22 protein-coding genes and 1 pseudogene are annotated in these 25,305 nt (G+C 64.5%); 6 read left to right on the top strand and 17 right to left on the bottom strand.

Annotated elements, in window-relative coordinates; all coding sequences use genetic code 11:
• Positions 1-3: 3 nt before the first annotated feature.
• Genes atzF through HGP13_RS10440 form a run of 8 tightly spaced genes read right to left on the bottom strand, consistent with a single transcriptional unit; the run spans position 4 to position 8,350 of the window.
• Positions 4-1,863: an allophanate hydrolase gene (atzF, locus tag HGP13_RS10475; protein ID WP_172224895.1), complete on the bottom strand. Its 1,860-nt coding sequence runs from the start codon at positions 1,861-1,863 to the stop codon at positions 4-6.
• The gene (locus tag HGP13_RS10470) at positions 1,860-2,210 is read right to left on the bottom strand and encodes a cupin domain-containing protein (RefSeq protein WP_172224892.1); all 351 of its coding nucleotides are present in this window, start codon (positions 2,208-2,210) and stop codon (positions 1,860-1,862) included. The genes atzF and HGP13_RS10470 overlap by 4 nt, the downstream gene beginning before the upstream one ends.
• Positions 2,203-2,871, bottom strand: coding sequence for an isochorismatase family cysteine hydrolase (locus HGP13_RS10465; RefSeq protein ID WP_172224889.1), 669 nt, complete (start codon positions 2,869-2,871; stop codon positions 2,203-2,205). Before HGP13_RS10465 ends, HGP13_RS10470 begins: the two co-directional genes overlap by 8 nt.
• Positions 2,871-4,394, bottom strand: a complete 1,524-nt coding sequence (locus HGP13_RS10460; RefSeq protein ID WP_172224885.1) for an ABC transporter ATP-binding protein — start codon at positions 4,392-4,394, stop codon at positions 2,871-2,873. The genes HGP13_RS10465 and HGP13_RS10460 overlap by 1 nt, the downstream gene beginning before the upstream one ends.
• A 10-nt stretch (positions 4,395-4,404) precedes the next feature.
• Entirely contained in the window at positions 4,405-5,124 is a 720-nt protein-coding gene (locus HGP13_RS10455; protein ID WP_172224882.1) for an isochorismatase family cysteine hydrolase, read from the bottom strand.
• Between the two features lie 10 nt (positions 5,125-5,134).
• Positions 5,135-6,061 (bottom strand): ABC transporter permease, encoded by a 927-nt coding sequence (locus HGP13_RS10450; RefSeq protein ID WP_172224877.1) that lies wholly within the window; start codon positions 6,059-6,061, stop codon positions 5,135-5,137.
• Positions 6,061-7,194 (bottom strand): ABC transporter permease, encoded by a 1,134-nt coding sequence (locus tag HGP13_RS10445; protein WP_246707438.1) that lies wholly within the window; start codon positions 7,192-7,194, stop codon positions 6,061-6,063. Before HGP13_RS10445 ends, HGP13_RS10450 begins: the two co-directional genes overlap by 1 nt.
• A 28-nt stretch (positions 7,195-7,222) precedes the next feature.
• Positions 7,223-8,350: a BMP family ABC transporter substrate-binding protein gene (locus tag HGP13_RS10440; protein ID WP_172224868.1), complete on the bottom strand. Its 1,128-nt coding sequence runs from the start codon at positions 8,348-8,350 to the stop codon at positions 7,223-7,225.
• A gap of 275 nt (positions 8,351-8,625) precedes the next feature.
• Here HGP13_RS10440 and HGP13_RS10435 point away from each other — a divergent pair, with 275 nt between their 5' ends.
• The gene (locus tag HGP13_RS10435) at positions 8,626-9,336 is read left to right on the top strand and encodes a GntR family transcriptional regulator (RefSeq protein WP_172224866.1); all 711 of its coding nucleotides are present in this window, start codon (positions 8,626-8,628) and stop codon (positions 9,334-9,336) included.
• A gap of 255 nt (positions 9,337-9,591) precedes the next feature.
• Here the strand turns inward: HGP13_RS10435 and HGP13_RS10430 are convergent, their stop codons facing one another.
• From HGP13_RS10430 to HGP13_RS10395, 8 genes are all read right to left on the bottom strand, one after another.
• On the bottom strand, positions 9,592-10,128 hold the full coding sequence (locus HGP13_RS10430) for an invasion associated locus B family protein (protein WP_246707325.1): 537 nt from the start codon (positions 10,126-10,128) through the stop codon (positions 9,592-9,594).
• Positions 10,125-10,586: a DUF4189 domain-containing protein gene (locus HGP13_RS10425; protein ID WP_172224862.1), complete on the bottom strand. Its 462-nt coding sequence runs from the start codon at positions 10,584-10,586 to the stop codon at positions 10,125-10,127. The genes HGP13_RS10430 and HGP13_RS10425 overlap by 4 nt, the downstream gene beginning before the upstream one ends.
• 32 nt (positions 10,587-10,618) lie before the next feature.
• A complete protein-coding gene (locus HGP13_RS10420; protein ID WP_172224860.1) occupies positions 10,619-11,284 on the bottom strand; it encodes a hypothetical protein in 666 nt (221 codons plus the stop codon).
• Between the two features lie 13 nt (positions 11,285-11,297).
• Complete coding sequence (locus tag HGP13_RS10415) at positions 11,298-11,882, bottom strand: invasion associated locus B family protein (RefSeq protein ID WP_172224858.1); 585 nt, start codon at positions 11,880-11,882, stop codon at positions 11,298-11,300.
• Between the two features lie 7 nt (positions 11,883-11,889).
• The gene (locus HGP13_RS10410; protein ID WP_172224856.1) at positions 11,890-17,664 is read right to left on the bottom strand and encodes a calcium-binding protein; all 5,775 of its coding nucleotides are present in this window, start codon (positions 17,662-17,664) and stop codon (positions 11,890-11,892) included.
• Positions 17,665-17,860: 196 nt separating this feature from the next.
• Positions 17,861-18,379 carry an AraC family transcriptional regulator gene (locus HGP13_RS10405; RefSeq protein WP_172224854.1) on the bottom strand — a complete coding sequence of 173 codons (519 nt, stop codon included), beginning with the start codon at positions 18,377-18,379 and terminating at the stop codon, positions 17,861-17,863.
• 194 nt (positions 18,380-18,573) lie between these two features.
• Positions 18,574-19,491, bottom strand: coding sequence for an AraC family transcriptional regulator (locus HGP13_RS10400; protein WP_172224852.1), 918 nt, complete (start codon positions 19,489-19,491; stop codon positions 18,574-18,576).
• Between the two features lie 341 nt (positions 19,492-19,832).
• Entirely contained in the window at positions 19,833-20,027 is a 195-nt protein-coding gene (locus HGP13_RS10395; protein WP_172224850.1) for a hypothetical protein, read from the bottom strand.
• A 294-nt stretch (positions 20,028-20,321) separates the two neighbouring features.
• Between HGP13_RS10395 and HGP13_RS10390 the strand changes: the two genes are divergently transcribed.
• The 3 genes from HGP13_RS10390 to HGP13_RS10380 all read left to right on the top strand — a co-directional run bounded on the left by HGP13_RS10390 (position 20,322) and on the right by HGP13_RS10380 (position 23,142).
• The gene (locus HGP13_RS10390; RefSeq protein ID WP_172224849.1) at positions 20,322-21,785 is read left to right on the top strand and encodes a phosphatidylserine/phosphatidylglycerophosphate/cardiolipin synthase family protein; all 1,464 of its coding nucleotides are present in this window, start codon (positions 20,322-20,324) and stop codon (positions 21,783-21,785) included.
• A 123-nt stretch (positions 21,786-21,908) separates the two neighbouring features.
• Entirely contained in the window at positions 21,909-22,709 is an 801-nt protein-coding gene (locus HGP13_RS10385; RefSeq protein ID WP_172224848.1) for an endonuclease/exonuclease/phosphatase family protein, read from the top strand.
• 100 nt (positions 22,710-22,809) lie between these two features.
• Positions 22,810-23,142, top strand: a complete 333-nt coding sequence (locus tag HGP13_RS10380) for a hypothetical protein (protein WP_172224847.1) — start codon at positions 22,810-22,812, stop codon at positions 23,140-23,142.
• Positions 23,143-23,301: 159 nt separating this feature from the next.
• Here the strand turns inward: HGP13_RS10380 and HGP13_RS10375 are convergent, their stop codons facing one another.
• Positions 23,302-23,532 (bottom strand): hypothetical protein, encoded by a 231-nt coding sequence (locus HGP13_RS10375; RefSeq protein ID WP_246707324.1) that lies wholly within the window; start codon positions 23,530-23,532, stop codon positions 23,302-23,304.
• A 46-nt stretch (positions 23,533-23,578) separates the two neighbouring features.
• Here HGP13_RS10375 and HGP13_RS10370 point away from each other — a divergent pair, with 46 nt between their 5' ends.
• Positions 23,579-24,337, top strand: coding sequence for an SDR family oxidoreductase (locus tag HGP13_RS10370; RefSeq protein ID WP_172224846.1), 759 nt, complete (start codon positions 23,579-23,581; stop codon positions 24,335-24,337).
• Positions 24,338-24,361: 24 nt separating this feature from the next.
• Positions 24,362-25,299: pseudogene (locus HGP13_RS10365) on the top strand (efflux RND transporter permease subunit); the annotation flags it as partial.
• Positions 25,300-25,305 lie beyond the last annotated feature (6 nt).

Genomic DNA, 25,305 nt, shown 5'->3' with positions numbered 1-25,305 from the left:
GCGCTAGGCGGCGGTGATAGGCACGCCGGCGGGCCAATTCCGTCGCTGATCGCTTTGGTCGGCCACGTCTTTGCCGCGTGCGACAAAGCCGCGCCAGCCGCCGAATGAGGAGATGTCGAGGGCACCGTCCAGGCCAGCGGTTTCGACCAGAAAACCCTTGGCCGGGGTGCCGTCGTCGAGTTCTATCGTGCCGATGCCGAGCGGCGGCGGAATAGCGGCGACGAAACGGCCGAAGGCCTCCGGCTCGAGCCGCCAGATCTCGACCTCGATCCGCGTGCCGCCATCGGCAACCCTGATCAAGCCGGGCTTGGGCACGGACTGGCCGGCCAGCGCATAGAGCTTGTAGGCGGCGGCCGTCCTGGTTGCGCGCAGGAACTGTGCACCGAGTTGGCTGAGCTGGCTGTTGAGCGGCATGCCGGACAGATGCGCGCCGACCACCACCAGGTCGATTAAACCGTCGCGGGGCGCGACAGCGGCCGGCTGCAGGCTGGGCTGCGGCCAGCCGGTTGCGCCGAGGACAAGACCACTCGCCGCATGGATATCGCGAGCAAGGGCCGCGGTCAGCCAGTCCTTGCCCGCCATGGCCAGCAAGGTTACGCTCATCGGCAGCCCGTCGTCGCGCTTGCCGGTCGGCACGGCGATGCCGCACATGTCGAGCAGATTGACGAAATTGGTGTAGGTGCCGAGCCGGCTGTTGGTGACGATCGGATCGGCGAGCACGGCGTCCAGCACATAATGCGTCGGCGCGGTCGGCACGCAGAACAGGTCGACCGAAGCGATGACCGGCGCGAGCTTCGCCTTGTAGGCCTGCAGCGCGTAGAGGCCCTTGAAAGCGTCGGCCGCTGACAGGCCGCGCGCACCGCCAATGATCTTGCGCGTCACCGGATGCATGGCGGCTTCGTTGGCATCCATGAAGTCGCGGATCGCCGCATAGCGTTCGGCCACCCAGGCGCCTTCATAGAGCAGATTGGCGGTGGCGTAGAAATCGCTGAACGGGATTTCCATCAGCCGGCAGCCTAGCTTTTCCAGAAGGCCATGAGCGGCCTCGAAGCCGGCCTGCATCGAGGCATCACCGAAGAATTGCAGGTCCGCCTTCGCCGGTACGCCGACGCACAGCACAGGCGGGCGCGCGGCTAGCGCCGGCACCTTCACAGCGCGCGAATAGCCATCGGCCGGGTCCTTGGCCGCGGCCACGCCGAAGACCGCATAGGCGTCGTCGACGGTGAGCGCGAACACCGAGATGCAGTCGAGCGTGCGGCAGGCCGGCACGACGCCGGCAGCCGAGAGCGCGCCGACGGTCGGCTTCAGCCCGACGATGTTGTTGAGGCCGGCGGGGATGCGGCCGGACCCTGCCGTATCGGTGCCAAGCGCGAACGAGACAATGCCGCGCGCCGTCGCCACCGCCGAGCCGGACGACGAGCCGCCCGGCACGAGGCTGGCATCGACGGCGTTCCTCGGGATCGGGTATGGCGTGCGCACGCCGACCAGGCCGGTGGCGAACTGGTCGAGATTGGTCTTGCCCACCACCAGCGCGCCGGCGGCCTTCAACCGCGCCACCACGGTGGCGTCCCTGTCGGGCACATAGGCATATTCGGCGCAAGCGGCGGTCGTCGGCATGCCGGCGACGTCGATGTTGTCCTTGACCGCGAACGGCACGCCCCACAGCGGCTTGCCCACCGGATCGAACGGTCCGAGCTTTTGCGTCTGCGCCAACATGTCCGCCTTGGCGGCGAGATGAATGAAGATGCCGGGATCCTCCGCCGCCGCGATGCGCTCATGCACGGCATCGATCATGTCGGCGACAGCGACACCGTTGGCATAGGCCGCGTGCAGACTGCCGATGTCGAAGCGGATCTCGCTCATGTCGCCTCTCCCAGAATGATCACCGGCAGGTCCCACTGGATCAGCACGACGCAGCCGTCCTTCGTCCACACCGAATGCTCGGTCCCGACCGGGTTCAGGATGACGCTGCCGGCTGAATAGTCGCCGTTCTCGTCGCTCTGCCTGCCCTCGAGCACGACGATGGTTTCCAGCCCGACATGGCGGTGACGCGGCACGCCGGCGCCGGGCCGGTAGTCGAGGATCGCCACCGACGGTTCGACCGGTCCGCCCTTGAGCAGCCAGTGCACCGTGATGCCGTCGCGAAAAGGCTCGAACGCCAGCTCGCGCCAGCCGCCACCGACGAGGCCGGCAAAGCTCAGATTAGCCATGGGCAAGTCCCTGCAGCACCTGGTCGGTCGTCGCTGTCCAGCCGACGATGGCGCCTTGCGCCCGGATCATGGCGATGGCCGCCACCTTGAACTCGGGGAAATAACTTTCCGTCGCGTCTTCGGCGAGCAGGCATTCGTAGCCGCGATCGTTGGCCTCGCGCATCGTCGTCTGCACGCAGACTTCGGTGGTGACGCCGGCGAAAACCAGTTGCTGGACGCCGAGCCGCTTCAGTTCGTCACCGAAGCTGGTCGCATAGAAGGCTCCCTTGCCGGGTTTCTCGATGACGATTTCGCCGGGCAGCGGCTTGAGTTTGTCGAGGATCGCCGTGCCCGGCTCGCCGACGATCAGCACGCGACCCATCGGCCCGACATCGCCGATGCGGATCGACGGATTGCCGCGATTGCGCTTGGCCGGCGGCAGGTCGGACAGGTCGGCGCGGTGGCACTCCATGGTGTGGATCACCGGCAGGCCGGCGGCGCGGAAGCCTTCGATCAGCTTCTTCACCGTCGGCACGATGGCCGTGACCCGGCTGACATCGTTGCCGAGGCTGGCGCCGAAGCCGCCCGGCTCGGCGAAATCGCGCTGCATGTCGATCACGACGAGCGCCATCGTGTCGGGCTTGAACGCAAAGGCAAACGGCAGCGCATCGATTTCCGCCATCAGTGATGTCCCGCCATATGCTCGCCGATGGTCTGTACACTGGCCCCTGCGATCGGCGTCTCATAGACCAGCGCGCCATCCGACATGACGAAGATGCGATCCGACAGTTCCAAAAGCTCGTCGAGGTCTTCCGACATGAGAAGCACGGCCGCACCCGCATTGCGCGCCTTCATGATGCGGGCGCGGATTTCGGCAACCGCAGAGAAGTCGAGGCCGAAGCACGGGTTGGAGACGATCAGCAGGTCGACCTCGCCGGTCAGTTCGCGCGCCAGTACCGCGCGCTGCACATTGCCGCCCGACAGCGAGGCGATGGGCGACGACAGCGAGGCGGTCTTGACCTTGAACTGCTCGACCAGCCTGGCGCTGAAAGCGCGGATGGCGCTGGTGCTGATCCAGCTCACCGGCCGACCGTTGCCGTCCATGTCGAAGGTGCGGAAGGAGATGTTCTCGGCCACTGTCATTTTCGGCGCGCAGGCATTCTTCAGCGGCTCCTCGGGGATGAGCCGCACGTTGAGCGCGCGCGCCTCGGTCCGCGTCGCCGCATAGGCGGAGCCGCGCACCAGCACCTCGCCGGCGTCGCGCGGCCGCTGGCCGGCCAGCACTTCCAGAAATTCCTTCTGGCCGTTGCCGGAAATGCCGGCGATGCCGACGATCTCGCCCGAACGCACGCCGAGATCCTCGATGCGGATCGACTTCAGCCCGGTCCTGTCCGGCGCCTTCAGCGATTTGACCTTGAGCACGATCTCGGCATCCGGTTTCGGCGCCGCACGGCTGTCGAGCACCGCGATCGGCTGGTCGCCGATCATCATCGCCGCCATAGCCTTGTGGTCGAGGTCGGCGACGCGGCCGGTTCCCGTCAGCTTGCCCTTGCGCAACACACTGACATCGTCGGCGAAGGCGGTGACCTCATGGAATTTGTGCGAGATCATCAGCACGGTGAGGTCACCGGCTTTGGTCATGTCGCGCACCAGGCCCAGCACCTCCTGCGCTTCACCGGGCGTCAGCACCGAGGTTGGCTCATCCAGCACCAGGAAGGAGCGGCCGAGATAGAGCTGCTTGATGATTTCGAGCTTCTGCTTCTCGCCGGCGGCGAGCTCCGCCACCTTGACGTCGAGCGGCAGCTGGAACGGCATGCGCTCCATGAACACGGCAAGCTCGCCGCGCTCCTTGCGCCAGTCGATGATCCCGGGAACCTTTTCGCGTGAGATGACGAGGTTTTCCGCGCCGGTCAGCGAGGGGACGAGGGTAAAGTGCTGGTAGACCATGCCAAGCCCGAGCGCCGAGGCGTCGCGCGGACTGCCGATCGCCACTTCGCGGCCATCGACCAGAATGTCGCCTGAGGTCGGGTGATAAAAACCCATCATGCATTTGACCAGCGTCGACTTGCCGGCGCCGTTCTCGCCAAGCAGCGCGTGGAAGGAGCCCGCCGGCACCTTCACCGACGCCGCGTCCAGGGCGGTGAAGCCGCCGAAGCGCATGGACATGGCGATGGTTTCGACGCCGACCGCTTTCCTGTCGCTCATCGCGGCCTCCTCACGGCAGCTGCGCCACGAGCGCCTTCGAATTCGACACCGTGCCGAAGACGCCGCCCTGCATCTTGATCATCTTGATCGCCGCCAGATGGTTGCCGTAATCGGTCGCCCCGCAGCAATCCTCCAGCATCATGCATTCATAGCCACGGTCATTGGCCTCGCGCATGGTGGTGTGCACGCAGACATCCGTGGTGATGCCGGTGAGCACGATATTCTGGATGCCGCGCTGGTTGAGGATCAGCTCGAGATCGGTGGCGCAGAACGAGCCTTTGCCCGGCTTGTCGATGATCGGTTCGCCTTCGATCGGATAGAGGTCGGGGATGATGTCCCAGCCCGGCTCGCCGCGCACCAGGATGCGCCCGCACGGACCGGGGTCGCCGATGCCGGCATTGATACGGCGCGAGCGCCAGCGCTTGTTGGCCGGCAGGTCGGCAAGATCCGGCCGATGCCCCTCGCGCGTATGGATGATGGCGTAGCCCTTGGCCCGCATCGCCGAGAGCACCGCCTTGATCGGCTCGATCGGCGCCCGCACCAGCGACAGATCGTAGCCCATATGGTCGACATAGCCGCCCGGCCCGCAGAAATCGGTCTGCATGTCGATGATGATCAGCGCCGTGTTGTCGGGTCTGAGGTCACCATTATAGGGCCACGGATAAGGCTCGGCATTGATCGTGTGCTGGGTGAATTCGGCTCTGGCGTTCACAGGCAAAACTCCAGTCATTTGGTGCCAGTCATTTGGTGATCGACAATTCGCCCGGCGCGCCCGCAAGCGAGCGTGTCGGCGACGAGGTGGCGATCATGATGATGAGGGTGAGGATGTAGGGCGCGGCGTAGAACAGATAGTAGCCTTGCGTGACGCCGACCGATTGCAGCGCCGGCCCGAGCGCCCCTGCCCCGCCGAACAGAAGGGCAGCAGCAAAGCAGCCGAGCGGGTTCCAGCGCGCGAAAATGACCAGCGCCACCGCCATCAGGCCCTGGCCCGACGAGATGCGCTCGGTCCAGCTGCCGGGATAGTAGAGCGACAGGTAGGCGCCGCCGATGCCAGCCAGTGCGCCGCCGACGCCGGTGGCGAGCAGCCGCACCGTATCTGGGTTTAGGCCCATGGCGAGTGCGGCATCCGAACTGTCGCCGACGACGCGCACGATCAGCCCGGCGCGCGTGTTGCGGAAGGCCCACCACAGGATGACCGACAGCACAGCGCCGATCAGGAACAGCACGTTGACGTCGAGTGCCGCCTGCACCTGCGGAATATCGGACCAGCTGCCGAATGGGATGGCCGGCAGGTTGGGCGCCTTTGGCTTGATGAACGGCTTGCCTAAGAAGAAGGCGAGGCCCGAGCCGAACAGCATCAGCGCGATGCCGATGGCGATGTCGTTGACCCCACGGAATTTACAGATCCAGCCGTGGAACAGGCCGAAGCACAGGCCGGCGAAGGCCGCGGCAATCAGGCCGAGCCAGGGCGAGTTGGTCATCACCGCCACCGCATAGGCAGTCATGGCGCCGAAGACCAGCGTGCCTTCGAGCCCGAGATTGATGCGGCCGGACCGCTCGGTGATCGCCTCGCCCAGCGAGACGAAGATGAACGGCGTCGACACGCGGATGGCGCCGCCCAATATGGCCAGCGGCACGCCCCAGAGGCCGATCTCGGTCGCATCCATCAGGCAGTCCCCCGCGACAGATCGGGCCGCTTCCAAAGATCGGGATTGAAGGCCTTGAAGCGGCCGTAAAAGGTTTCGCTGAACAGGATGACGATGAAGATCATGCCTTGCAGCACCAGCACCGTGGCGTCGGGCAGGTCCATGCGGCGCTGGATCAGCCCGCCGGAGGCGTCGATGCCGCCGAGCAGGATGGCGACCGGGATGATGGCCAGCGGGTTGTGACGGGCCAGGAAGGCGACGAGGATGCCGGTATAGCCGTAGCCGGCGGCGAGCGAGGCATTGGCGCTGCCTTGCACGGCGGCGACCTCCAGCATGCCGGCAAGCCCGGCAAAGCCACCGGCGAGCGCCGTGAAGCCAACGATCAGCGGCCCGACGGCCAGCCCCTGCACCTGCGCGGCCCGCACATTGCCGCCGGCGATGCGCGCGGCGAAGCCCCAGCGGGTCTTTTCGATGAGCACCCAGGACAGGATGCAGGCAACGACGCCGACCACCAGCCCCCAATGCACGTCCATGCCCGGAATGTTGCCGATGCGGTAGATGCCCGCCAGTGGCTGCGTCGACGGCTTGTTGAGCGAGGCCGGATCGCGCAGTGGTCCTTCCACCAGCTGGTTCATCAGCGCGATGGCGATGTATGCCATCAGCAGGCTGGAGATGGTTTCGTTGACGGCCCGGTAGTGGCGAAGCGCGCCGACGGCACCGATCCAGATGCCGCCGGCGGCCATGCCCGCCACGCCCATGGCAAGAATGACGATTGGGGAAGGCGCGCCGCTGAGCGCCACGCCGATCGCAGCGGCGCCGACGCCCCCGAGCACGATGGCGCCCTCGCCGCCGATGACGACGAGGCCAAGCCGCGCCGGCAGCGCTACGCACAGCGCCGCCAGAAGCAGCGGTGCGGCCCGCGACAGCGAGTTCTGGATGGAGAACCAGGAGCCGAAGCCACCCCGCCACATGGTCTCGTAGAGCAGGATCGGCGACTTGCCGACCAGCGCGATGAACAGGCTGAACAAAGCCATGCCGACGATCAGCGCCACGAGCGGAATGACGAAAGCCTCCGCCCGCCGCGCGATCCATTCCAGCGCCGCCGGATAGCCCTTGGCGCCGAATAGTGCCGGCACACCGGCTCCTGTCACCATATCCGTCATCGCCCCGTTCTCCCTCGGATCACGCGGTCGAGCCGACGACGCCCTCGACCAGATAGTCCATGCTTTCGAGTTCGATGGCGGTTTCGACGAAGGCCTGGCCCGCGGTGGCGACGACGACGCCCTTGTTGCTCTTCAGGGGACCCTTGATGACGGCGAAGCCGCCCTTCATCATTTCGGCCAGCGTGGCCTCGAACTGCTTGCGGGCCGGTTCACCGACGGCGGGGCCGAGCGGGCTCATCTTGACGAAGCCGTTGGCCAGGCCACCGCGCGTGAAGTTGGGCAACGGCGTGCCGGCGACGAGATCGTCGACGAACATCTTGTAGACCTTGGCCCAGTTCCACTCGGCGCCGGTGAGATATTTTTCCGGCGCCAGCGGGCTCTGGTTAGCGTGATAGCCGCAGACGAAGGCACCGCGCCCGGCCGCCGTCTCTACCACCACTTTCGGGCTGTCGACATGGCAAGTAATGACGTCGGCGCCCTGGTCGACCAGCGCGTTGGTGGCTTCCGCTTCCTTGACCGCCAGCGACCACTCGCCGGTGAAGATCACCTGGCAAGTGATGCTCGGATCGACCGAGCGCGCGCCGAGCAGGAAGGAATTGATGTTGAGCAGCACCTGCGGGATCGGCTTGGCGGCGACGAAGCCGAGCTTCTTGGTCTTCGAGGTGTGGCCGGCGACGACGCCGTTGAGATACTGGCCCATGCCGATATAGCCGAAATAGGATCCGGCATTCATCGGATGCTTGGCCTTGTCCCACATGCCGCCGCAGTGGCGGAACTGCACGTCGGGGAATTTCGCGCACATGGCCAGCATATGCGGGTCGAAATAGCCGAACGAGGTCGGGAAGATCAGCGAGGCGCCGTCGAGGTTGATCATCGATTCCATCGTCTTCTGGACATCGACCGTCTCCGGCACGTTCTCCTCCTCGACGACGGTGATGCCCTCGATGCCCTTCAGCGTCGCCGCCCCTTCGGCATGCGCCTGGTTGTAGCCATAGTCGTCCTTCGGCCCGACATAGATGAAGCCGACGGTGGCGGCGGCGGCAAAGGCCCTGCTGACGGGAAAGGCCGCAGAGGCAAGCCCGAGTGCCGCTCCGGCGGCGGAGGTCTTGAGCAGCTGGCGGCGGCTAAGCATGAATCGGTCAGTCATGTGAATGCTCCCCTGTAGGACCCTTTTCCGGGTCGGTTAACGCCTTCTCAAGAAAGTGCATGCAATCGCCGTGCCAATTCATATGGAGAAATTTTACCAATAAAATCAGGGATAGATGCAATGGGCCATGCACAAGTGAGAGGCAATTGCATACACTTTTTGCCTTGAAAACAGCCAATTTGACATGGAGATTAAAACATAGGCATAGAGGGTGTGGCCCTGAGTCGGGATCGTGCCGTTTGGCCGCAGGATTTCATGGCTTGGGACGCCGAAGCATGGGAGGCGATCGAGATTTGTCGGCAAAGCGCGGGTTGATCCGGTCGGGCACGACCGTCGATCAGATGGTGCGGGCGATCGGCGACCGCATCGTCACCGGCGTACTGCGTCCGGGCGAAAAACTGGATGAGGTCTCGCTTGCCGCCCGCTTCGAGGTTTCACGCACGCCGGTGCGCGAGGCGCTCGGCCAGCTCAGCGCCATGGGTCTCGTCGAGCGGCGGCCCAACAGGGGCGCCATTGTCGCCGTCGTCACGCAGGAGCATCTCACCTCGATGTTCGAAAGCATGGCTGAGCTGGAAGGCATATGCGCGCGCTTCTGCGCCGAGCGCATGACCGGCAGCGAACGCCGCGCGCTCGAGACCGAGCACCAGGCCTCGGCGCGGCTGGTGCGGCTGGGCGCCGAGGAAGACTATGAATATTTCAACACCGAGTTCCACAGCCGGCTCTATCGCGGCGCCCACAGCACGCACATCCAGGAGCTGACCGCGACGACGCGCAGTCGCCTCGCCCCCTTTCGCCGCGCCCAGTTCAGGCTGGCCGGTCGGTTGGCCAAATCCTGGCAGGAGCATGACGCCATTGTCACCGCGATCCTGCGCGGCGATGCCGCTGCCGCTGGCAAGGCGGCCAAGGATCACGTGTCAATCGTCAGCGAAGCCAGCGCGGCGTTTATCGTTGGCGACCAATCGAGAGCCGAGCCGCGACATCCGTGAAGACCTCAGGCTTACGATCACGCGGAACTTCTACCCCGCGATGAGGAAAAAAAGCTAGGATTACTCACCCAATATGACCCCGGACGCCACGATTTGCGCGGTGCGCCGAGTCAGTTTTTCGCGTTTCACAAGCGTGGGTTTGACGTAGGTCTTCTTCATCATCACGATCCGCTGCACCGGGACTAAACGACCTCGGCACACTACCGTTCCACGAGACCCGGCGGCGGCTGGCATCAAGGGCAGCCGCCCGCCTCCTCATCGTGCGCTCAACGCGACCATGCGGTCGAGCGCCGCGGTCAGGCCGTGCAGCGACACCGGGAATGTCAGCGGCGTCTCTGCGTCTGTCGTGACATTGAGCTTCAGCACCTCGCCTCCCCTCAGCTTTCCAAGCACCGACCGGTCAATGGAAAACACCGCGATGCAACCCGTTGGCAAGCAGGTCCTGAAGCGCTGCGGGGACGAGGGCGGCTGATCGTCGATCTGGAGCGTCACGCCGGAATCAAGCAAGATGCCGAAGGGCAGAAGCAAGGTAGCCACCGTCGACCCGTCCGCGCGTCTCTGTATCTCGACGGCAAGCAGCCTTTGACCGTTCTTCTGGACCTGGTCCTGCGAAAGCGAGCAGACCCTCGCATTGTCCTGGACGGAGCAAGCCACGCTCCAGTCCTGGTAGACTTCGCGCAGCGACGACGGGCCATCCGGAACAGCCGCCACCTGTTGCTGCGCCGCTGCCGGCGACATCAACGAGAATGCGATTGCCCCGCAGGCGCAGGCCGCCTTGAAGGCACGCTTCATGTGCAGACCCACTCGCGGACCTTGCATTTCTCTCCCGATGCCTGGCAGGCCTGCAAGGCGAGGTCTTCGGCTTCCCGGCGGGTCTCGGCCGAGTTCACGCCCCAGGGCGTGAAACGGTTCTCGACCTTGTCGGCCAGGGCGAGCGCACCGCAGTGCTTGTAGGGAAAGCCGGTCTCGTCGTCATCGTTCCAATGGCGATGGTTGCGGAAGACGGCGACGACGTTGCAGGCCTTTCCACCGGCGTTCTCGCAATATTTCTGCGCGATGTCCTTCGCCTCCTGCCGCTTGTCGGCGCCCCAGAAGAAGCCGTATTTGCTGTCGGCCTGCGAATAGGCGATCGCCGCCCAGATACCCTTTTCCTCCTGCTGCGGCTCCGACGGCGCCACCAGGTCGGCCGAGACGACTTGTCCGCTCCACAACAAGGTCAAGCCCAAAACTGCCAAAGCCCGGAATCTCATGGTCGGCACCCCTTTCCTTGATCCCACTCGCCTTACTTTGCCGCCGTAGCGACGGAGATCACCACGCAGCTTTTGCCCGTCGGCAGCAGAAGGGCTTCACCAGCGTTGCCGCCGAGCTCGTACACCTCGACCTGGCCAAGATGGTCGGTGATCTTGCTGCCCTGCGGAAGGATGGACGGGATGTCGGCGCATGGGCTGGCGAATGGCGCCACCCGCACCATCGCCCCCTCGCAACCCGAGGCCGTGGGCGATGCGAAAACGACGCCGGCGGCAGGGCCGCTATAGCGTTCCGTCGCATAGTCCATGCCGACAAAGGCCTGGACAGCATGCTTGTCGGCGGCCTGGTCGTTCCACAAGGATTTGACGCTGTATTTCGTGCCGGTCGTCAAAATCTGTCCGAGTACCGGATAGATGGTCGAACAGGCCTGCACCCCGGCTTGCTTGACATGCTCGAGGAAAGGCGTGTCCGGAAGCGCCGGGTTGGCTGCCTCAGGCTGCGCGGCCGTCGCGCTGCCGACCAGATTGGCGATCGCGGCATAGTTGCCGGCGGCGAACCCAAGGCCCGCCACGACCAGCCCCAACAGCGAGAATCCGACGACACGTGGCCAGCGCCGCTTGGGTTCGACCAGCCTCTGCCGATCCGCCTCGACGGTCGGGCTGCTGCGTTTTGCGGATATGAACTGGTCCTGCTGGCTCATGGTGCTGCCCCGGTTATTTGACTGGCGAAAGGGCCTCCGTCAGCCCCTTGAGTGTTGCTGCGGTCACGGTGATCGTCTTGCCGTCGACGGTCGGATAGGAGATCGCCGGCGTCGCGTTCTTTGAGATCTGCTGGCGCATGACCGGCCCGACCGGCAACATGCCGACACAGACCATTTCGTTGCAGCCGTTCAGGTGAACGTCGATCGCCTGGCCCAGCCCATCGAACTTCAGCGACACCAGCCCATCGCTTCGGGCGTTCGGTGCGGTGCGCAGGATCATGTAGGGCTTGCCGTCCTGCGTGGCGGCAAGCGACCAGCTGAACGCCATCTTGCCCGACGCATCCTCGATGACCTGCGAGACGTTGCAGACCTTCTTGCGGGCCTTGAGGTTCTCGTCGCAGATCAGCGTCCAATTCTCGAACGGACGGATGGTGCGCTGATAGGTCCCCAGCTTCACGTCGGGCGGCAGCACCACATCCGACGGCTTGATCCTGTATGGCGCGGAAACCTGTCCTGCAGCCGGCGCGGAAACCTGCCCGGCGGCCGGCGCGAAGCCGCCGCAGAGCGCCAGGCAAGTCAGTGCGGCAAGTCCTTTCATTCCCGCCTCAGTTCAAGGTGAAGCTGATGCCGGCGCCGACGCCGACATGCCCACCCGCGGCAGTGCCGGACACATTGCCGCGGATGCGGCCATCCTCGCTGGTGTAGCCGGCGCCGAAGGCCAAGGCGCTCGAATCCCGCCAGAAGCCGCCACCCGCCGCAACGCTCAGCTTTCCGGGCCGGTCGTCGTAGCGCAGCGAGGCAGCGGCGAGCCCGATTGCCGCCGCCTGCCGGGCTTCGTCGCGTATGCCGCCCAGGTCCGAGTTGAGCTGGCTGAGCTTCTGGTCGGTGTAGTTGTTGGCCTGTTGCAAGGTCGTGGCGGCCACCTTGTCGGTATAGGTGTTGGACGTGTTGATACTCGTGGCCAGGCCCTGGTTCAGTTGGTTGACATTGACCGCATCGTTGCCCTTGACCCCGGGTCCGACATTCGAGATGACGACCGGCGCGTTCACGTCCCCGCCCTGCAGCGTGATGCTGTTCTTCTTGCTGCCGTCCGGATTTGTGTCATACGTCACCGCGTTCTGGGTGAGCGATCCGAGGCCCGATTTCAAATCCTCGACCGCCGTGTTGGTGGCGTAGAGCTGCGAACCGTTTATCGCATCGGTGCTGTTGGCGTTGACCCGTCCGGCGGCGACATTGGTGATCGTCCGTTCGGCGCCGGCAGCGCCTACGCTGACGGTTCCGACCGGGGTGGTGCCGGCGAAGGCGTAGGTCTTGCCGTTGATGACGGTGCTGGAGGTGCCGACCGCGGCCTGCGACACCGCGCCCGAACCCAGCGCCACATCATTGGCGTTGTTGGCCTTGGCGCCCTGGCCGAGCGCCACCGCGCCTTGGCCGGTGGCAGTGGAACCATTGCCGGCGGCAAGGCTGTTGGTGCCGCTGGCCACGCTCGCCGGTCCGATCGCCACGCTGTCGGTCCCGCTTGCTGTGGAGTCCGCCAGCGTCGAATTGGCGTGGAAATACTTGATGCCGCCGCCATTCGAGATGTTGGTCAGCGCGTTGTTGACGGCCGTGAAGCCGTCATAGACGGTCGAATAGTTGTTGCCCTGGATGGTGTAGGTCGGACCGGTGATCGAGCCGTCTGGATTGACCGTGGTGCCGCCGCCAAACAGGTTGCTGATATTTTGCGACACGCCGCGCAACTGGGAGACGTTGACACCATCAGTGTTGGCAGAACCCGCCGCGACATTGGTGAGCTTGCGTTCTGCCCCGGCTGCGCCGATCGACACTTCGCCGACCGATGTCTGCGGAGCAGTGAGGCCAAAGGCCGTATAGCCGGTCTGAGCGCCGACCGAGGTGATGGACTGCGCGCCGAGCGCGACGCTGTTGATGAAGGTGCTCTGGGCGCCGGCGCCGAGCGCCACCGACTGGATGCCGGACGCCAGCGAATTGGTGCCGAGTGCAAGGCCGTCGGCCAGCATCACATGCGCGTTCTGGCCGATGGCCGTTCCGCCGGGAGCGGTCTGGTCGACGATGGCGCCGTTGCCGATGCCGATGCCGTTGTCGCCGTTGACGACCGTCGTCGGGCCGACCGCAACCGATTCCGCACCGACCGCAAGCGAGTCGCCCGCCGCCGAATTGGCATGGAAATACTTGGTTGACGTCACCGAGACGGATGCGATCGCTCCCTGCAGCTGGCGGACCGTCACCGCGTCCTGCGCCTGCGTGCCGTCAGCCACATTGGTGATCTGGCGGTAGGATGTGGCCGTGCCGACCGAAACGGCGCCGAGCAATGTCTTGTCGGTGGTGTTGTACTGGATGAAGTTGGAAGGACCGGCCGCTATCTGGCCGCTGGCCGGAGCCAGGGCGCGATCGGAAACCGAGCCGGAACCGAGCGCCACACTGCCATCGATGCTGGCCAGCGTGTCGCGGCCAAGCGCCAGCCCGCTGACGCCGGTCGCGGTCGCCTGGTAGCCGACGGCGGTGGAGCCGACCCCTTGCGCGAAGGAATCGGTTTGCGCCAATCCCGTCTCGTTGGTGCGGGCGTAGCGGATGCCCACGCCATTGGCGTCGGTATAGGCGGTCGAGGTATCGCCGGCGATGTTGCTGATCGTGTTGCCGAGATTGGTCACGGAACCGCCGATATTGGCAATGTCGGCGGTGTTGGCAGCAATGTCGGTCGTGTTCTGCGTGACCTGCTGGTTGGTGGCGAAGAGCTGCGAGCCGTTGACCGCGTCGGTCGAGCCGCCGTTCAGCTGTCCGGCAGCAACATTCTGGATCTGGCGCTCGGCTCCAGCCGACCCGACCGAGAACGCTCCGGCCGGCGTGGTGCCGGCGAAGGTGTAGTTCACCCCGCCGATCGTTGCGCCGCCAACGGCGGTCGTCGCACCCGACGCCGAATTCAGGCCGATCGCCACATCGCCGGCATTGTTGGCCACCGCATTCGGGCCGACGGCGACTGAATTGGTGCCCAGCGCCTGGGAGTCGGGCAAGGTCGAATTGGCGTGGAAATACTTGATGCCGCCGCCGACATTGATGTTGTTGAGCGTGGTGCCGATGGCATCGACCGCCTGGTTGGTGGCGAAGAGCTGCGAGCCGTTGACCGCGTCGGTCGACAGCGCGCTGATCCGCCCCGCCGCCAGATTGGTGAGCGTGCGTTCCGCACCGGGTGCGCCGATGCTGACCGTCGAGGTCGGATTGGTGCCTTGGAAGGCGTAGGTCGTGCCGTTGATCACAGCGCTTGCCGTACCGACCGCTGCAGTGGTCACAGAGCCCGAGCCCAATGCCACGTCGCCGGCGCTTGTCGCCGCCGTCGCGCCGTCGCCCAGCGCGACATTGCCGGCAAGACCGGCGGCACCCGCCGTCGAGCCGTTGCCCAGGGCCACGGAGCCTTGCCCGATCGCCTTGTTGTTGTTGCCGATGGCGACAGCGCCCGCCGCCATATTGGCCGCGGTGGCGCTGGTCGTGCCGTCGCTGTTGGCGATGTTGTTGGCGCCGCCGGTGAAGGCGCCGGTGCCGCTGGCATAGCTGGGATCGCCGATGGCCACCGCGCCGTCGCCGTAAGCGGTGTTGCCGGCGCCGATCGCGGTTGCCTTGCCGCCGGCCGCGGCCGAGCCGTGGCCGATGGCAATGGCATCGGCGGAATTGGCGATCGTGTCCGTGCCCATGGCGATCGCGTTGTCGGCGCTGGCATTGGCGTGCAGACCCAATGCCGTGGATGACACCCCGGATGCCGTGGATTGGAACCCCCCGGCGAAGGCGAACTGGTTGGAGGCGTTGGTGCCTCCACCTATGGCGGTACCCGCGGTGGTCGCGCTGGCGTTGTCGCCATAAGCCGACGCGAAGTTGCCCAGCGCTTTTGCCCCGCTGCCGGACGCAATCGCCCGGCCACCCGACGCGCTGGCACCGCTGCCGAGAGCCGTCGAGGTGGCGCCGGTCGCGGTCGAGCTATCGCCAATGGCGACGGCATCGACGGCGTTGGCGGTCGTGCTCGTGCCTATGGCGATCGCGTTGTCGGCGGTCGCATTGGCGTGCAGGCCCAGTGCCGCGGACGAAACCCCGGACGCCGTGGATTGGAACCCCCCGGCGAAGGCGAACTGGTTGGAGGCGTTGGTGCCTCCGCCGATGGCGGTACCCGCGGTGGTCGCGCTGGCATTATCGCCATAAGCCGACGCGAAGTCGCCCAGGGCTTTCGCGCTGCTGCCGGACGCAATCGCGCGGCCGCCCGTCGCGCCGGCATTGGTGCCAATGGCCACGGACTGGGCGCCCGTCGCGCCATTGTTGCTGTAGTTCCCGGTCGCCGTGCCGCCATCATTGATGCTGACATAATGCGACGCCGCCCCGGCGATGGCCGACTGCAATGCCTGATTGGTCGCAAACAGCTGTGAGCCGTTGATCGCATCGGTCGAATTGCCCGCGATTCGTCCTGCCGCAACATTGGTGATGGTGCGCTGATTGGTCCCGCTACCGACGCTGACGGTGCTGGTCGGCGTCGTGCCGGCGAAGCTGTAGGCCGTGCCGCCGATCGTCGTGCCGCTGGTGCCGACCGCGACAGCGGTCACCGACCCCGAGCCGAGCGCCACGTCGCCCGAGCTTGCCGCCGCCGTCGCGCCATTGCCCAGCGCGACATTGCCCGCAAGGCCGGCCGCGCCCGCGGTGGAGCCGTTGCCCAGCGCCACCGAGCCTTGCCCGATCGCCTTGTTGTTGTTGCCGATGGCGACAGCACCCGCGGCCTGATTGGCGGCGGTGGCGGTTGCCGTGCCGTCGCTGTTGGCGATGTTGTTGGCGCCGCCGGTGAAAGCGCCAGTGCCGCTGGCGTAGCTGGGATCACCGATGGAAACCGCGCCGTCACCATAGGCGGTGTTGCCGGAGCCGATCGACACCGCCTTGCCGCCGGTCGCCACCGCATTGGTGCCCATGGCGACCGCTTCGGCAGAATTGGCCTTGGCATTGTTGCCGACAGCGATGGCGCTCGTCGCCGACGCATTGGCGCCGATGCCGAGTGCGGTACTGCCTGCCCCACCAGCGCTGGCGCTGACGCCGGCAGCGAGAGAATTGTCTCCTGCCGCAGTTGCTCCCGACCCGAACGAGGAGGCGTTTGCGCCGCTGGCGACGGCGACGTTGCCAACCGCTGTGCTGGCAGTGCCACTTGCCTTTGAGGTAGTACCCATGGCGATGGCGTCTTGTGCGCTCGCGTTGGCTTGCTTGCCGACCGCCGTACCGTCTACACCGCCCGCAGTGGCGCCCAGGCCCAGCGCGCTTGCGTTCGCGGCGGTCGCCGCGGCGTTGTTGCCAAGTGCGGTGGCGGACACGCCCGTGGCTTGGGCCCCCGAGCCCGCTGCCATCGAGCCTACTCCGCTCGACACAGCCTGGTTACCCAGCGCCAATGAGAAATCGGCCGAGGCATTGGTGCTGGAGCCGAGCGCTGTCGAGTTCAGCCCTGCCGCATTGGCCGACTTGCCTATGGCGACGGCACTGTCCGCGCTGGCGACGGCCGACCAGCCTCCGGCGAATGACAAGCCACCGGTGGCGGACGAACTGGTACCGACTGCGGTGGAATTCCCTCCCGAAGCAACAGAGAAGGTGCCCAAGGCGTTGGCGCCGCCCCCGGTGGCGCTAGCCTGGACGCCGAGCGCGACCGAATTGACGCTGCTTGAGACCGTGCCTTGGCCCAGCGCCATCGCGCCGCCTGCGCCCGTGGCTTTCGCGTTCAGGCCGAGAGCCACCGAGTATTGTGCCGAAGCAACGGATGAACGTCCTACCGCGATGGCGTCGACCTGGGATGCCGTGACATCCGTACCGATGCCGATGGCGCTCGTGGCAGTGGCACCTGTTCCAGCAGCTGTCCGCGAGCCAAGATAGATGGAGTTTAACGCGGAGGCGATCGTTCCAAAGCCGATCGCGACGGCATTCTGGCTGCCGGCGCTGGCATTGGTGCCTTGGGCGATCGAATCTATTCCGGCCTGAGTTGCTCCAGAGCCAATCGCGACACCCCGCAGTCCATTCGTAGTCGCGGACGGACCGACCGCCACCGAGCCGGCGGTGTTTGCCGTGCCGCCACCGGCCGCATACTGCGCCAGCGCCGGCGTGGCGAGGCCTCCGAGTGCGATCACACCAAGCGCCGCGGCCACAATCCTGCCCATGCCGAGCATGCCGAGCCCAGATCCCTTGCGGCGCATGCCAAGCACACGGTGAGCCATCCTCAGCACCGCCATCAGGCGGCGGCGAACCGAGCGCGAGCCGTGATCGGCCCCCGCGATCCACTGCCCGGCGAAATACGCCGCGCGACGCTGAACAAGCAAGCCGCTCGAAATCTGGCCGCTCGAAATCTGGTTGTCGGTCATGGTCGCCGCTCCGCTGGCCGGCACGAAATGTCTGACAATTCCGTTCACCAGCAGAAAGACATGATTCCTGCTTTCAGTATTTCACGAAATTGCTGCCATGTGAGAAAAAAGTTGAGCAACCCGACAGAGGTTAACGCCCCGTTACCTTAGCCAGTGCTTTAAAACCAAGTAATCAAAGAATGACGTAAGATCCGCCTCATCTAAACTTCGAGTTAAGCTTGCCCACCCGCGCCTGCAATGGCGTCACCTGCCGGTATTTCTTCATGACGGTGGTGAAATGGCTCTGGCTTGAAAAGCCAGCAAGGTGGGCGATATCCGCGATCGCCATGCGGCTGTCGGCAAGCAGCCTTTCCGCGAAGTCCAGCCGCAGATCGAGGACATATTGATGCGGCGGCATCCCGAACGTCCTCGAGAAGGCCCGCATGAAGTGATAGGGTGAAAGCCCGCAGACTGCGGCCATCTCGGCAAGCGCGAGCTTCCGCGTAAAATTCTCGTCCAGAAATTCCTGCACGCGGCGGGCGCTGCGGGCGGAAAGCCCGCCTTTTACGTTCAGCGCCGGCTGTCGCGTGGGACTGGGTCCGGACGCCGAACCCGGAGCGCCATCATCAGACCGCATCTTTCGGTCCCTTGATATTTCGCAGATGGAATTCAACCCGAGACCGCCCTCCCCGTTCCCCCCAAAAACAATTCGTGATTGATCGAGCTGTGGCTGCATTGTCGCTCCGATTCATTCGATCAGTCCGGCCAGATGGCGAATGATGCACAGGCTCCATGCCATTTCGAATGACTCCCGTAATGCCTGGGGCACAGTGGTGACGGACGTATTTTGGAAAACTCCGGAAGCTTTGTAAGAAATTCCGGTCTTGGATTATCGGACGGCAGGTGTTGCCACTTTGCCATCCCGAGCTTTCAGTTTCTGCCTGGCGCATATGCGGTCATGGTCGGTGTTCTGCCCCTGTATTTCTTCATGGTTGCGGCCAGATGACTCTGATCCGAAAACCCTGCGAGGTAGGCGACTTCGGCGATTGCTAGCTCGCCGTCAACGAGCAGCTTTTCGGCGAAGTCCAGGCGCAGGTTGATCAGGTAGCGATGCGGCGGCATGCCGAACGTGCTGGCGAACCTTGCGATGAAATGATTGGGGGAAACCCCCGCGACCAACGCCAGCTCGGCGACCATGACTTTTCGCACGAAGTTCTCGTCGAGATATTCGCGCACACGCCGAGCACCAATGGCGGAGAGCCCGCCTTTGGGCAACACGGCCTGCCTGCTGCGGCTCGTGTAGGTGCGCAGCAAATGCACGCCGAACACCGTGAGCAGCGAATCCAGATAGAGCTCATTCGGCGGCAGCGTCCCGGTCAGCTCGGCGGTGATCATCTGGGCTATATTGAGGGCCCTTAGATCGACCGTACCGAACGCAGGCGGCGCAAGATCCACGTCGGCGCGATCGGACTCATGCGCGGCCAGTTCCGACAGCGCTTCCGGCGATATGGAGACGACGGCGTTTTCCCTGGTCTGCGACCAGGCGAAGGTGCTGTCGACCCCCGCGGGATTGATGATGAGGCATCCGACCGGCGCATCGTATTCGGTGATCTTGTCGCTGCCGAGCGAGGCTCTGAATTTGCGTCCCGGTCTCAGCACAATTCCCGCGGAATGTTCCTTGGCCAGGAAAGTTTGCGACCCGGGACCGCGGACGGAATGGATGACGCTGCCGCGCGCCGTGGCGCGTCTGGGGCCGGCACTTTCTGGAATGATGTCCAGGACATATCGGGCTGTCCGATCGACGCCCCGGGAAACGCCGCTCTCCCGAGCCTCGTCCGCATTTTTCATTGCATCGCCTCGGCCGTCTTGCTGCCGCTTGAAATCCCCCTTATGCCCGACCCGAAATCAGCGTAACGCACACAACTCGGCTAGGGAAGAACTCCCCCGCGCAAAGAAAAATTTTTATTCGGGAAAAGAAAAGAAAACGACCGATACAGGAAGTCGGCGAGCATTCTGTTTCAGCCCCATCGCCAGTCTCGCCATGCGAGAGTTTCGCTGAGCCTTGGCATGACCGGCTGCACGTTCTCCACTGTTTCTAGTACACCACCATAGGGGCTTGGCGTGGCCTTCGCGGGCCGACATCTTGGTTTGCCACCGAGATCGGCAACAGCAATGACGCAGGTGTGCGGTTACAAATCGCCGCGACGTTTCTCGTACAGATCCCAGGTGAGTTCCACAAAAGCCAGAAGAACATCGTCCTGGTTCCAACCGGACGCGACCGCCGCCTGGACGATCTCACGGACCAGAGGCAGCAACTGGCGCTGGCACTCGGCCGACATGTCCCCCTCCCCAACAGGAGGCCCTTCGAAGTTGAATCTCATCATTCGGCGCCTCCCCCGCCTCTGATCAAAGTGTTATATCGCCATTTTCGTTCCCTCTGATATACAGTATATGTGGTACCAAAGTACAAGAAGCGTTGGACCACCAAGGCGGCACCGGACGATGCCGGGCCACGCCGTCTCTATGCTTTCCCTCGGGTCATGTTGGCTTTTCCAAGCGTGATCACAGGGAAATTTCATCCTGCCTGGAATAGGGACCTTCAGCCGAAGCGCTGACCTCCGTCCGCCGAAGGCGCGTCCGCATTGCCTTCTACAGCCGCTCGCTGGATAGTCCCGGCAATGTACGAGACTATTGCGAGTCACTGGACCCAAATCCTGGCGATCATCTCTGTGGTGATGGCGACTGTTGGCATCGCCCACGCCGTCATGACCAAGGAGGATGTGCGGGCCGCCACCGGCTGGGTCGGCGTCATGGTGCTGTCGCCGATCCTTGGCGTGCTGATCTATGCCGTGGCCGGCATCAACCGCATCCGCCGCGCCACGATCACAGCACAGCGCCCGCTTGCCGGCGACGCAGTATCCGCCAAGCATGAGCGAGACATCCCCGCCGAGAAGGCGCTGATCGTCGAGCGTTACGGCCAGCGCTTCACCGGCCTGCGGACACTGGGCGACAGGGTGGCGCGGCGCGCGCTCAACCCGGGCAATGCCATCGACGTGCTGGAGACCGGCGACGAGGCCTATGCCGCCATGTGCGCGGCGATCGATGGCGCCAAGCGCAGCGTCCTGCTCGAGACCTATATTTTCGACAATGATGCCGTCGGCCTGCTTTTCGTCGAATCGCTGGCCGGTGCCGTGAGGCGCGGCGTCACCGTTCGCGTGCTGATCGACGCCGTCGGCGCCCGTTACTCCGTCCCCAGCATCCTCGGCCATCTGCGCCGCGCCAACATCACCGCCGATGTCTTCAACGGCAACATCGTCATGGGCTTGCGCCTGCCCTACGCCAACCTGAGAACCCACAGGAAGATCCTGGTGGTCGACGGCACGGTTGCCTTCACCGGCGGCATGAACATCCGCAAGGGCTTTTCCGAGGAGTTCGCCGGATCGAACAGCGCCAGGGACACGCATTTCAAGGTCACCGGACCTGTCGTCGCCGACCTGTTCTCGGTTGCCGCCGAAGACTGGCGTTTCTCCACCAACGAAGCGCTGAAGGGCGATGCCTGGCGAATTGCCCCGCTGTCGCCGGCAGCCGGCCAGCCGATGCTGGTACGGGCGGTCGCATCCGGGCCGGATGCCAGCAATGAGACCAACCACAAGCTGCTGATCGGAGCCTTCTCGGTTGCGCGCAAGTCGATCCGCCTGATGTCGCCCTATTTCCTGCCGGACCGGGAACTGATCAGTGCCTTGATCACCGCCGCCCGGCGCGGCGTCGAGATCGATGTCGTGGTGCCCGCGGTGAACAATCTCTTCCTTGTCGACCGCGCCATGACCGCGCAATTCGACCAGATCCTCAAGAACTATTGCCGAATATGGCGAACGGAGGGCCCATTCGACCATTCCAAGCTGCTTTCGATCGACGGCGTGTGGGCCTATGTCGGCTCGTCCAACCTCGACGCCCGATCGCTGCGGTTGAATTTCGAGATCGATCTGGAGATCCTCGACGCAGGCTTTGCCCGCGAGATCGAAGCCCGGATTGGATCAGCAATCGAAACGGCTATCCCTGTGACGCTGGACGCCTTGCGGGCCCGGCCGTTCATCATCCGGCTTTTCGACCGTATCCTGTGGCTGGGATCGCCCTATCTCTAGAAAAAGCCCTTGGGTTTAACAAAACGACGTGTTTCACGGATAGTTTGACGTCGATCATGGAACATAGGCGCAAAGACTCTATTTGAGGTGCATGGTGACAGCGGCTGAAATGGCGAACATGCGATGCGGATGAACGAACGCAGCCTCCCCGCCTCCATGCTTTTGTCCATTCGCGACAGGCGGATGCAGAAGGCAAACGCCGCTGCGCACAAGGCGACCGCGACCACCGGAACGCTGGTCGCTTCCTACAACGTCCACAAATGCATCGGCGTCGACCGCAAATTCGATCCCGAACGGACCAGCCGCGTCATCCGCGAAATCGACCCGGACGTCATCGCCCTGCAGGAGGCTGACAACCGCTTCGGCGACCGTGACGGACTTCTCGACCTGCCCCGCCTCGAGCGGGAAACCGGCCTGGTGCCGGTGCCGATTTCAGCCACCGGCAAGGGCCATGGCTGGCACGGCAATGTCCTCCTGTTCAAGAAGGGCGTCGTCCGCGACGTGCATCAGATCAGGCTTCCGGGCCTGGAGCCGCGCGGCGCGGTGGTGGCGGAGATCGACCTCGACGGAAACCGGACCTTGCGCGTCATCGCCGCCCATCTCGGTCTGCTGCGCCATTCGCGCTCGCAACAGGCCCGCGTCGTGCTGGACATCATGAGCAGCGCCGACGAGAAGCCGACGCTCCTGCTTGGCGACCTCAACGAATGGCGGCTCGGCAACCGCTCCGCGCTCAACACGCTGCATTCGACGTTCGGGCCGCAACCACCGGCGGTCCCCACCTTCCCCTCAAACCTGCCGCTCCTGGCGCTCGACAGGATCATGACCAACCGGCACGGCATGATCGCAGCCGTGGAAGCACACGACACGCCGCTTTCGCGCGTCGCCTCCGACCATCTGCCGCTGACGGCCTTCGTTCGTCTATAGGCCCGGTCTGTCGTGCATGGCTTCGAAAAGCTCTGGATTCATTTTGGAACGCTAATTCTTTCTGAGAGTTGATACGGATTGAAACGCAGGAGGACGAAACATGAAGAAGTTATTCTTGGCTTCCATGGTGGCATTGGCCGCCACAGCAGCAGTCATTGCGCCGACGCAGGCCGCAAGCGTGATTATCCAATCCGACGGCAACAACCAGTATTCACCGGACGACCAATCCGATAACGGCCAGATCATCGTTCGCCGCCATCACCGGCAGAATTACGACAACCAGTATGGCAACGACCAGAACGTGCAATATGATAACAACAACAACGATGGCGAGTATCGTCGCCACCATCGCCACCACCGCTGTCATATGGAGACAGTCGTGCATTGGCGTCACCATCACAAGGTGGTCGAGGACGTGCGCGTCTGCGGCTGAACACGAGCAATGACCGGCCGGCAAAAGTCGGCCGGATCTGCTTGTCGTAAGCTGACGAAATAGCGCTGCCATTCGAGGTCGGTGATGTGCGACGCCTGCCAGGCATCGAACGCCGCGTTCTGGACGCGCTGGCGCTCGGCGCTATTGTCGCGGAAAGCTTCACCACGCTTCGGCGCAGAAATCGGATGTCGCGAACGCTTCGATCGAGGCATTGAGCGTGCGCGGCAGTTTCGGCTTGTCGAGATTGGCAAGGTTCGAGGTCACCGGTGCCTCGAGCGGGGTCGTTCTCGATCCCCTCGCAGCGAAGGCCGGCTTGCCGTGGCGCCACAGGCTGACATGCTGATGCGCGCCGCAGGCGCTTTCCTTGCCCGGCGGCTGGAAGCGCGTCATGATTGTCCCGACATCGCGCATTGGCGAAAGTAGATGAGGGGTTCTGATGATCGTTTATGATTTCACGGGCAGGCATGCGGTCGTCGCCGGCGCGGGCGGCGGCATGGGCGAGGCGATCGCACTCGCTTTGCTCGGCGCCGGCGCGTCCGTCACCGCCATCGACGTCAAGGCCCGTCCAGCGTCGCTGGCCGCCTATGACGACAGGCTGACCTTTGCCCAAGGGGATCTCACTGACGCCGCCTTCGTCGAGCAGGTCGTCGGCACGGCGGGCCGCGCACGCGGTGGCATCGACTATCTCGCCAATGTTGCCGGCGTGCTCTGGTTCGGCCGCGACAAGTCGGCGCTCGAAATGGACCTCGACGTCTGGGACGAGGTCTTCAGAATCAACCTGAAATCATTCGTGCACACCGCACGCTCGGTCGTTCCGCATATGCGCGCCGGCGGGCGCGGCGGCGCCATGGTGCATTTCTCCACCATCCAGTGGTATCGCGGCGATCCGAAACCGCAAGATGCCTACCAGGCTTCGAAGGCAGGCGTCTGCGCGCTCTCCAAATCGCTGGCCATGCAGCTTGCCGGCGAGCGCATCCGATCCAACGCCATCTGCCCCGGCATGGCGCTGACCCCGCTGCAAGCGCGCTGGGACACCGAGGAGAAGCGCTCGGCCGTGGCCGAGTACACACCGCTCGGACGCATCGGTACGCCGCAGGACATGGCCAACGCCGCCCTGTTCCTGCTCTCCGACGCTGCGAGCTACATCACCGGTATCGAGCTTGCCGTCGATGGCGGTCTGTTGATGCGCATGTAGCCGGGGACGCCGGACAGCACGGCAGTGATCATGGAAGTGGCGCCGCAATACTGGCAAACCCCGATGCGCTGAAAAAAGTCTATATCAGCACGTCGGGAGGCTCGGTGCATGGCTCGCAAGCGAGCACCGGCAGGACGGCGGCCTCGACCGGTTCGGCGGTCGGCACCGGACAAGAGACCATGGTGCCGCTGTCGGCTGTTGCGCATTACGGCCCCGGCAGCACGCCGCTTTCGGTCAACCACCAGGGTCTGTTCGTCGCCACCACGCTGTCGTTCAATCTGGCGCCGGGCGTCGCGCTCAGCGAAGGCGTCGCGGCCATCAACACGGCCACCGACCGCATCGGCATGCCGGCCACCATCCATGGCAGTTTCCAGGGCACGGCGCGCGTCTTCCAGGACTCGCAGTCCGACCAACCACTGCTGATCCTTGCCGCGCTGATTGCCGTCTATGTCGTGCTCGGCATTCTCTACGAAAGCTACGCGCACCCGCTGACCATTCTGTCGACCTTACCCTCGGCCGGCGTCGGCGCCTTGCTGGCGCTGACCCTGTTCAACATCGAGTTCTCGATCATGGCGCTGATCGGCATCATCCTCCTGATCGGCATCGTCAAGAAGCACGCGATCATGATGATCGACTTCGCGCTGGCCGCGGAGCGCAACGAGAATAGATCGGCGCATGACGCCATCTACCAGGCATGCCTGCTGCGCTTCCGCCCGATCATGACGACGACAATGGCAGCGCTGTTCGGCGCCGTGCCGCTGGCGATCGGCCTTGGCGAAGGTGCCGAACTGCGCCAGCCGCTCGGCATCGCCATCGTCGGCGGCCTGATCCTGAGCCAGATCCTGACCCTCTACACGATGCCGGTCATCTACATCTATGTCGACCGCTTCGGTCGCTGGTGCCGGCAGTCGCGCCTGGCGATGCCACGCCTGTGGACGCTACGCCCACAACCGGGTGAATGAACGCCG

It is taken from the genome of Mesorhizobium sp. NZP2077 (assembly GCF_013170805.1).
Taxonomy (GTDB): Bacteria; Pseudomonadota; Alphaproteobacteria; order Rhizobiales; family Rhizobiaceae; genus Mesorhizobium.
Note: the sequence above shows the minus strand (reverse complement) of the source record. Positions and strands in the feature narration are given on the sequence as shown.

What these genes read in the sequence shown, in the direction of transcription:
- HGP13_RS10385 (WP_172224848.1), top strand. Translation starts at nt 21,909, where the DNA reads ATGCGGATGAACGAACGCAGCCTCCCCGCCTCCATGCTTTTGTCCATT.
- HGP13_RS10375 (WP_246707324.1), bottom strand. Translation starts at nt 23,532, where the DNA reads ATGACGCGCTTCCAGCCGCCGGGCAAGGAAAGCGCCTGCGGCGCGCAT.
- HGP13_RS10380 (WP_172224847.1), top strand. Translation starts at nt 22,810, where the DNA reads ATGAAGAAGTTATTCTTGGCTTCCATGGTGGCATTGGCCGCCACAGCA.
- HGP13_RS10455 (WP_172224882.1), bottom strand. Translation starts at nt 5,124, where the DNA reads ATGACTGGAGTTTTGCCTGTGAACGCCAGAGCCGAATTCACCCAGCAC.
- HGP13_RS10445 (WP_246707438.1), bottom strand. Translation starts at nt 7,194, where the DNA reads ATGGTGACAGGAGCCGGTGTGCCGGCACTATTCGGCGCCAAGGGCTAT.
- HGP13_RS10415 (WP_172224858.1), bottom strand. Translation starts at nt 11,882, where the DNA reads ATGAAAGGACTTGCCGCACTGACTTGCCTGGCGCTCTGCGGCGGCTTC.
- HGP13_RS10410 (WP_172224856.1), bottom strand. Translation starts at nt 17,664, where the DNA reads ATGACCGACAACCAGATTTCGAGCGGCCAGATTTCGAGCGGCTTGCTT.
- HGP13_RS10370 (WP_172224846.1), top strand. Translation starts at nt 23,579, where the DNA reads ATGATCGTTTATGATTTCACGGGCAGGCATGCGGTCGTCGCCGGCGCG.
- HGP13_RS10435 (WP_172224866.1), top strand. Translation starts at nt 8,626, where the DNA reads ATGGGAGGCGATCGAGATTTGTCGGCAAAGCGCGGGTTGATCCGGTCG.
- HGP13_RS10440 (WP_172224868.1), bottom strand. Translation starts at nt 8,350, where the DNA reads ATGACTGACCGATTCATGCTTAGCCGCCGCCAGCTGCTCAAGACCTCC.
- HGP13_RS10470 (WP_172224892.1), bottom strand. Translation starts at nt 2,210, where the DNA reads ATGGCTAATCTGAGCTTTGCCGGCCTCGTCGGTGGCGGCTGGCGCGAG.
- HGP13_RS10425 (WP_172224862.1), bottom strand. Translation starts at nt 10,586, where the DNA reads ATGAGATTCCGGGCTTTGGCAGTTTTGGGCTTGACCTTGTTGTGGAGC.
- HGP13_RS10465 (WP_172224889.1), bottom strand. Translation starts at nt 2,871, where the DNA reads ATGGCGGAAATCGATGCGCTGCCGTTTGCCTTTGCGTTCAAGCCCGAC.
- atzF (WP_172224895.1), bottom strand. Translation starts at nt 1,863, where the DNA reads ATGAGCGAGATCCGCTTCGACATCGGCAGTCTGCACGCGGCCTATGCC.
- HGP13_RS10460 (WP_172224885.1), bottom strand. Translation starts at nt 4,394, where the DNA reads ATGAGCGACAGGAAAGCGGTCGGCGTCGAAACCATCGCCATGTCCATG.
- HGP13_RS10450 (WP_172224877.1), bottom strand. Translation starts at nt 6,061, where the DNA reads ATGGATGCGACCGAGATCGGCCTCTGGGGCGTGCCGCTGGCCATATTG.
- HGP13_RS10390 (WP_172224849.1), top strand. Translation starts at nt 20,322, where the DNA reads ATGTACGAGACTATTGCGAGTCACTGGACCCAAATCCTGGCGATCATC.
- HGP13_RS10400 (WP_172224852.1), bottom strand. Translation starts at nt 19,491, where the DNA reads ATGAAAAATGCGGACGAGGCTCGGGAGAGCGGCGTTTCCCGGGGCGTC.
- HGP13_RS10420 (WP_172224860.1), bottom strand. Translation starts at nt 11,284, where the DNA reads ATGAGCCAGCAGGACCAGTTCATATCCGCAAAACGCAGCAGCCCGACC.
- HGP13_RS10430 (WP_246707325.1), bottom strand. Translation starts at nt 10,128, where the DNA reads ATGAAGCGTGCCTTCAAGGCGGCCTGCGCCTGCGGGGCAATCGCATTC.
- HGP13_RS10395 (WP_172224850.1), bottom strand. Translation starts at nt 20,027, where the DNA reads ATGATGAGATTCAACTTCGAAGGGCCTCCTGTTGGGGAGGGGGACATG.
- HGP13_RS10405 (WP_172224854.1), bottom strand. Translation starts at nt 18,379, where the DNA reads ATGCAGCCACAGCTCGATCAATCACGAATTGTTTTTGGGGGGAACGGG.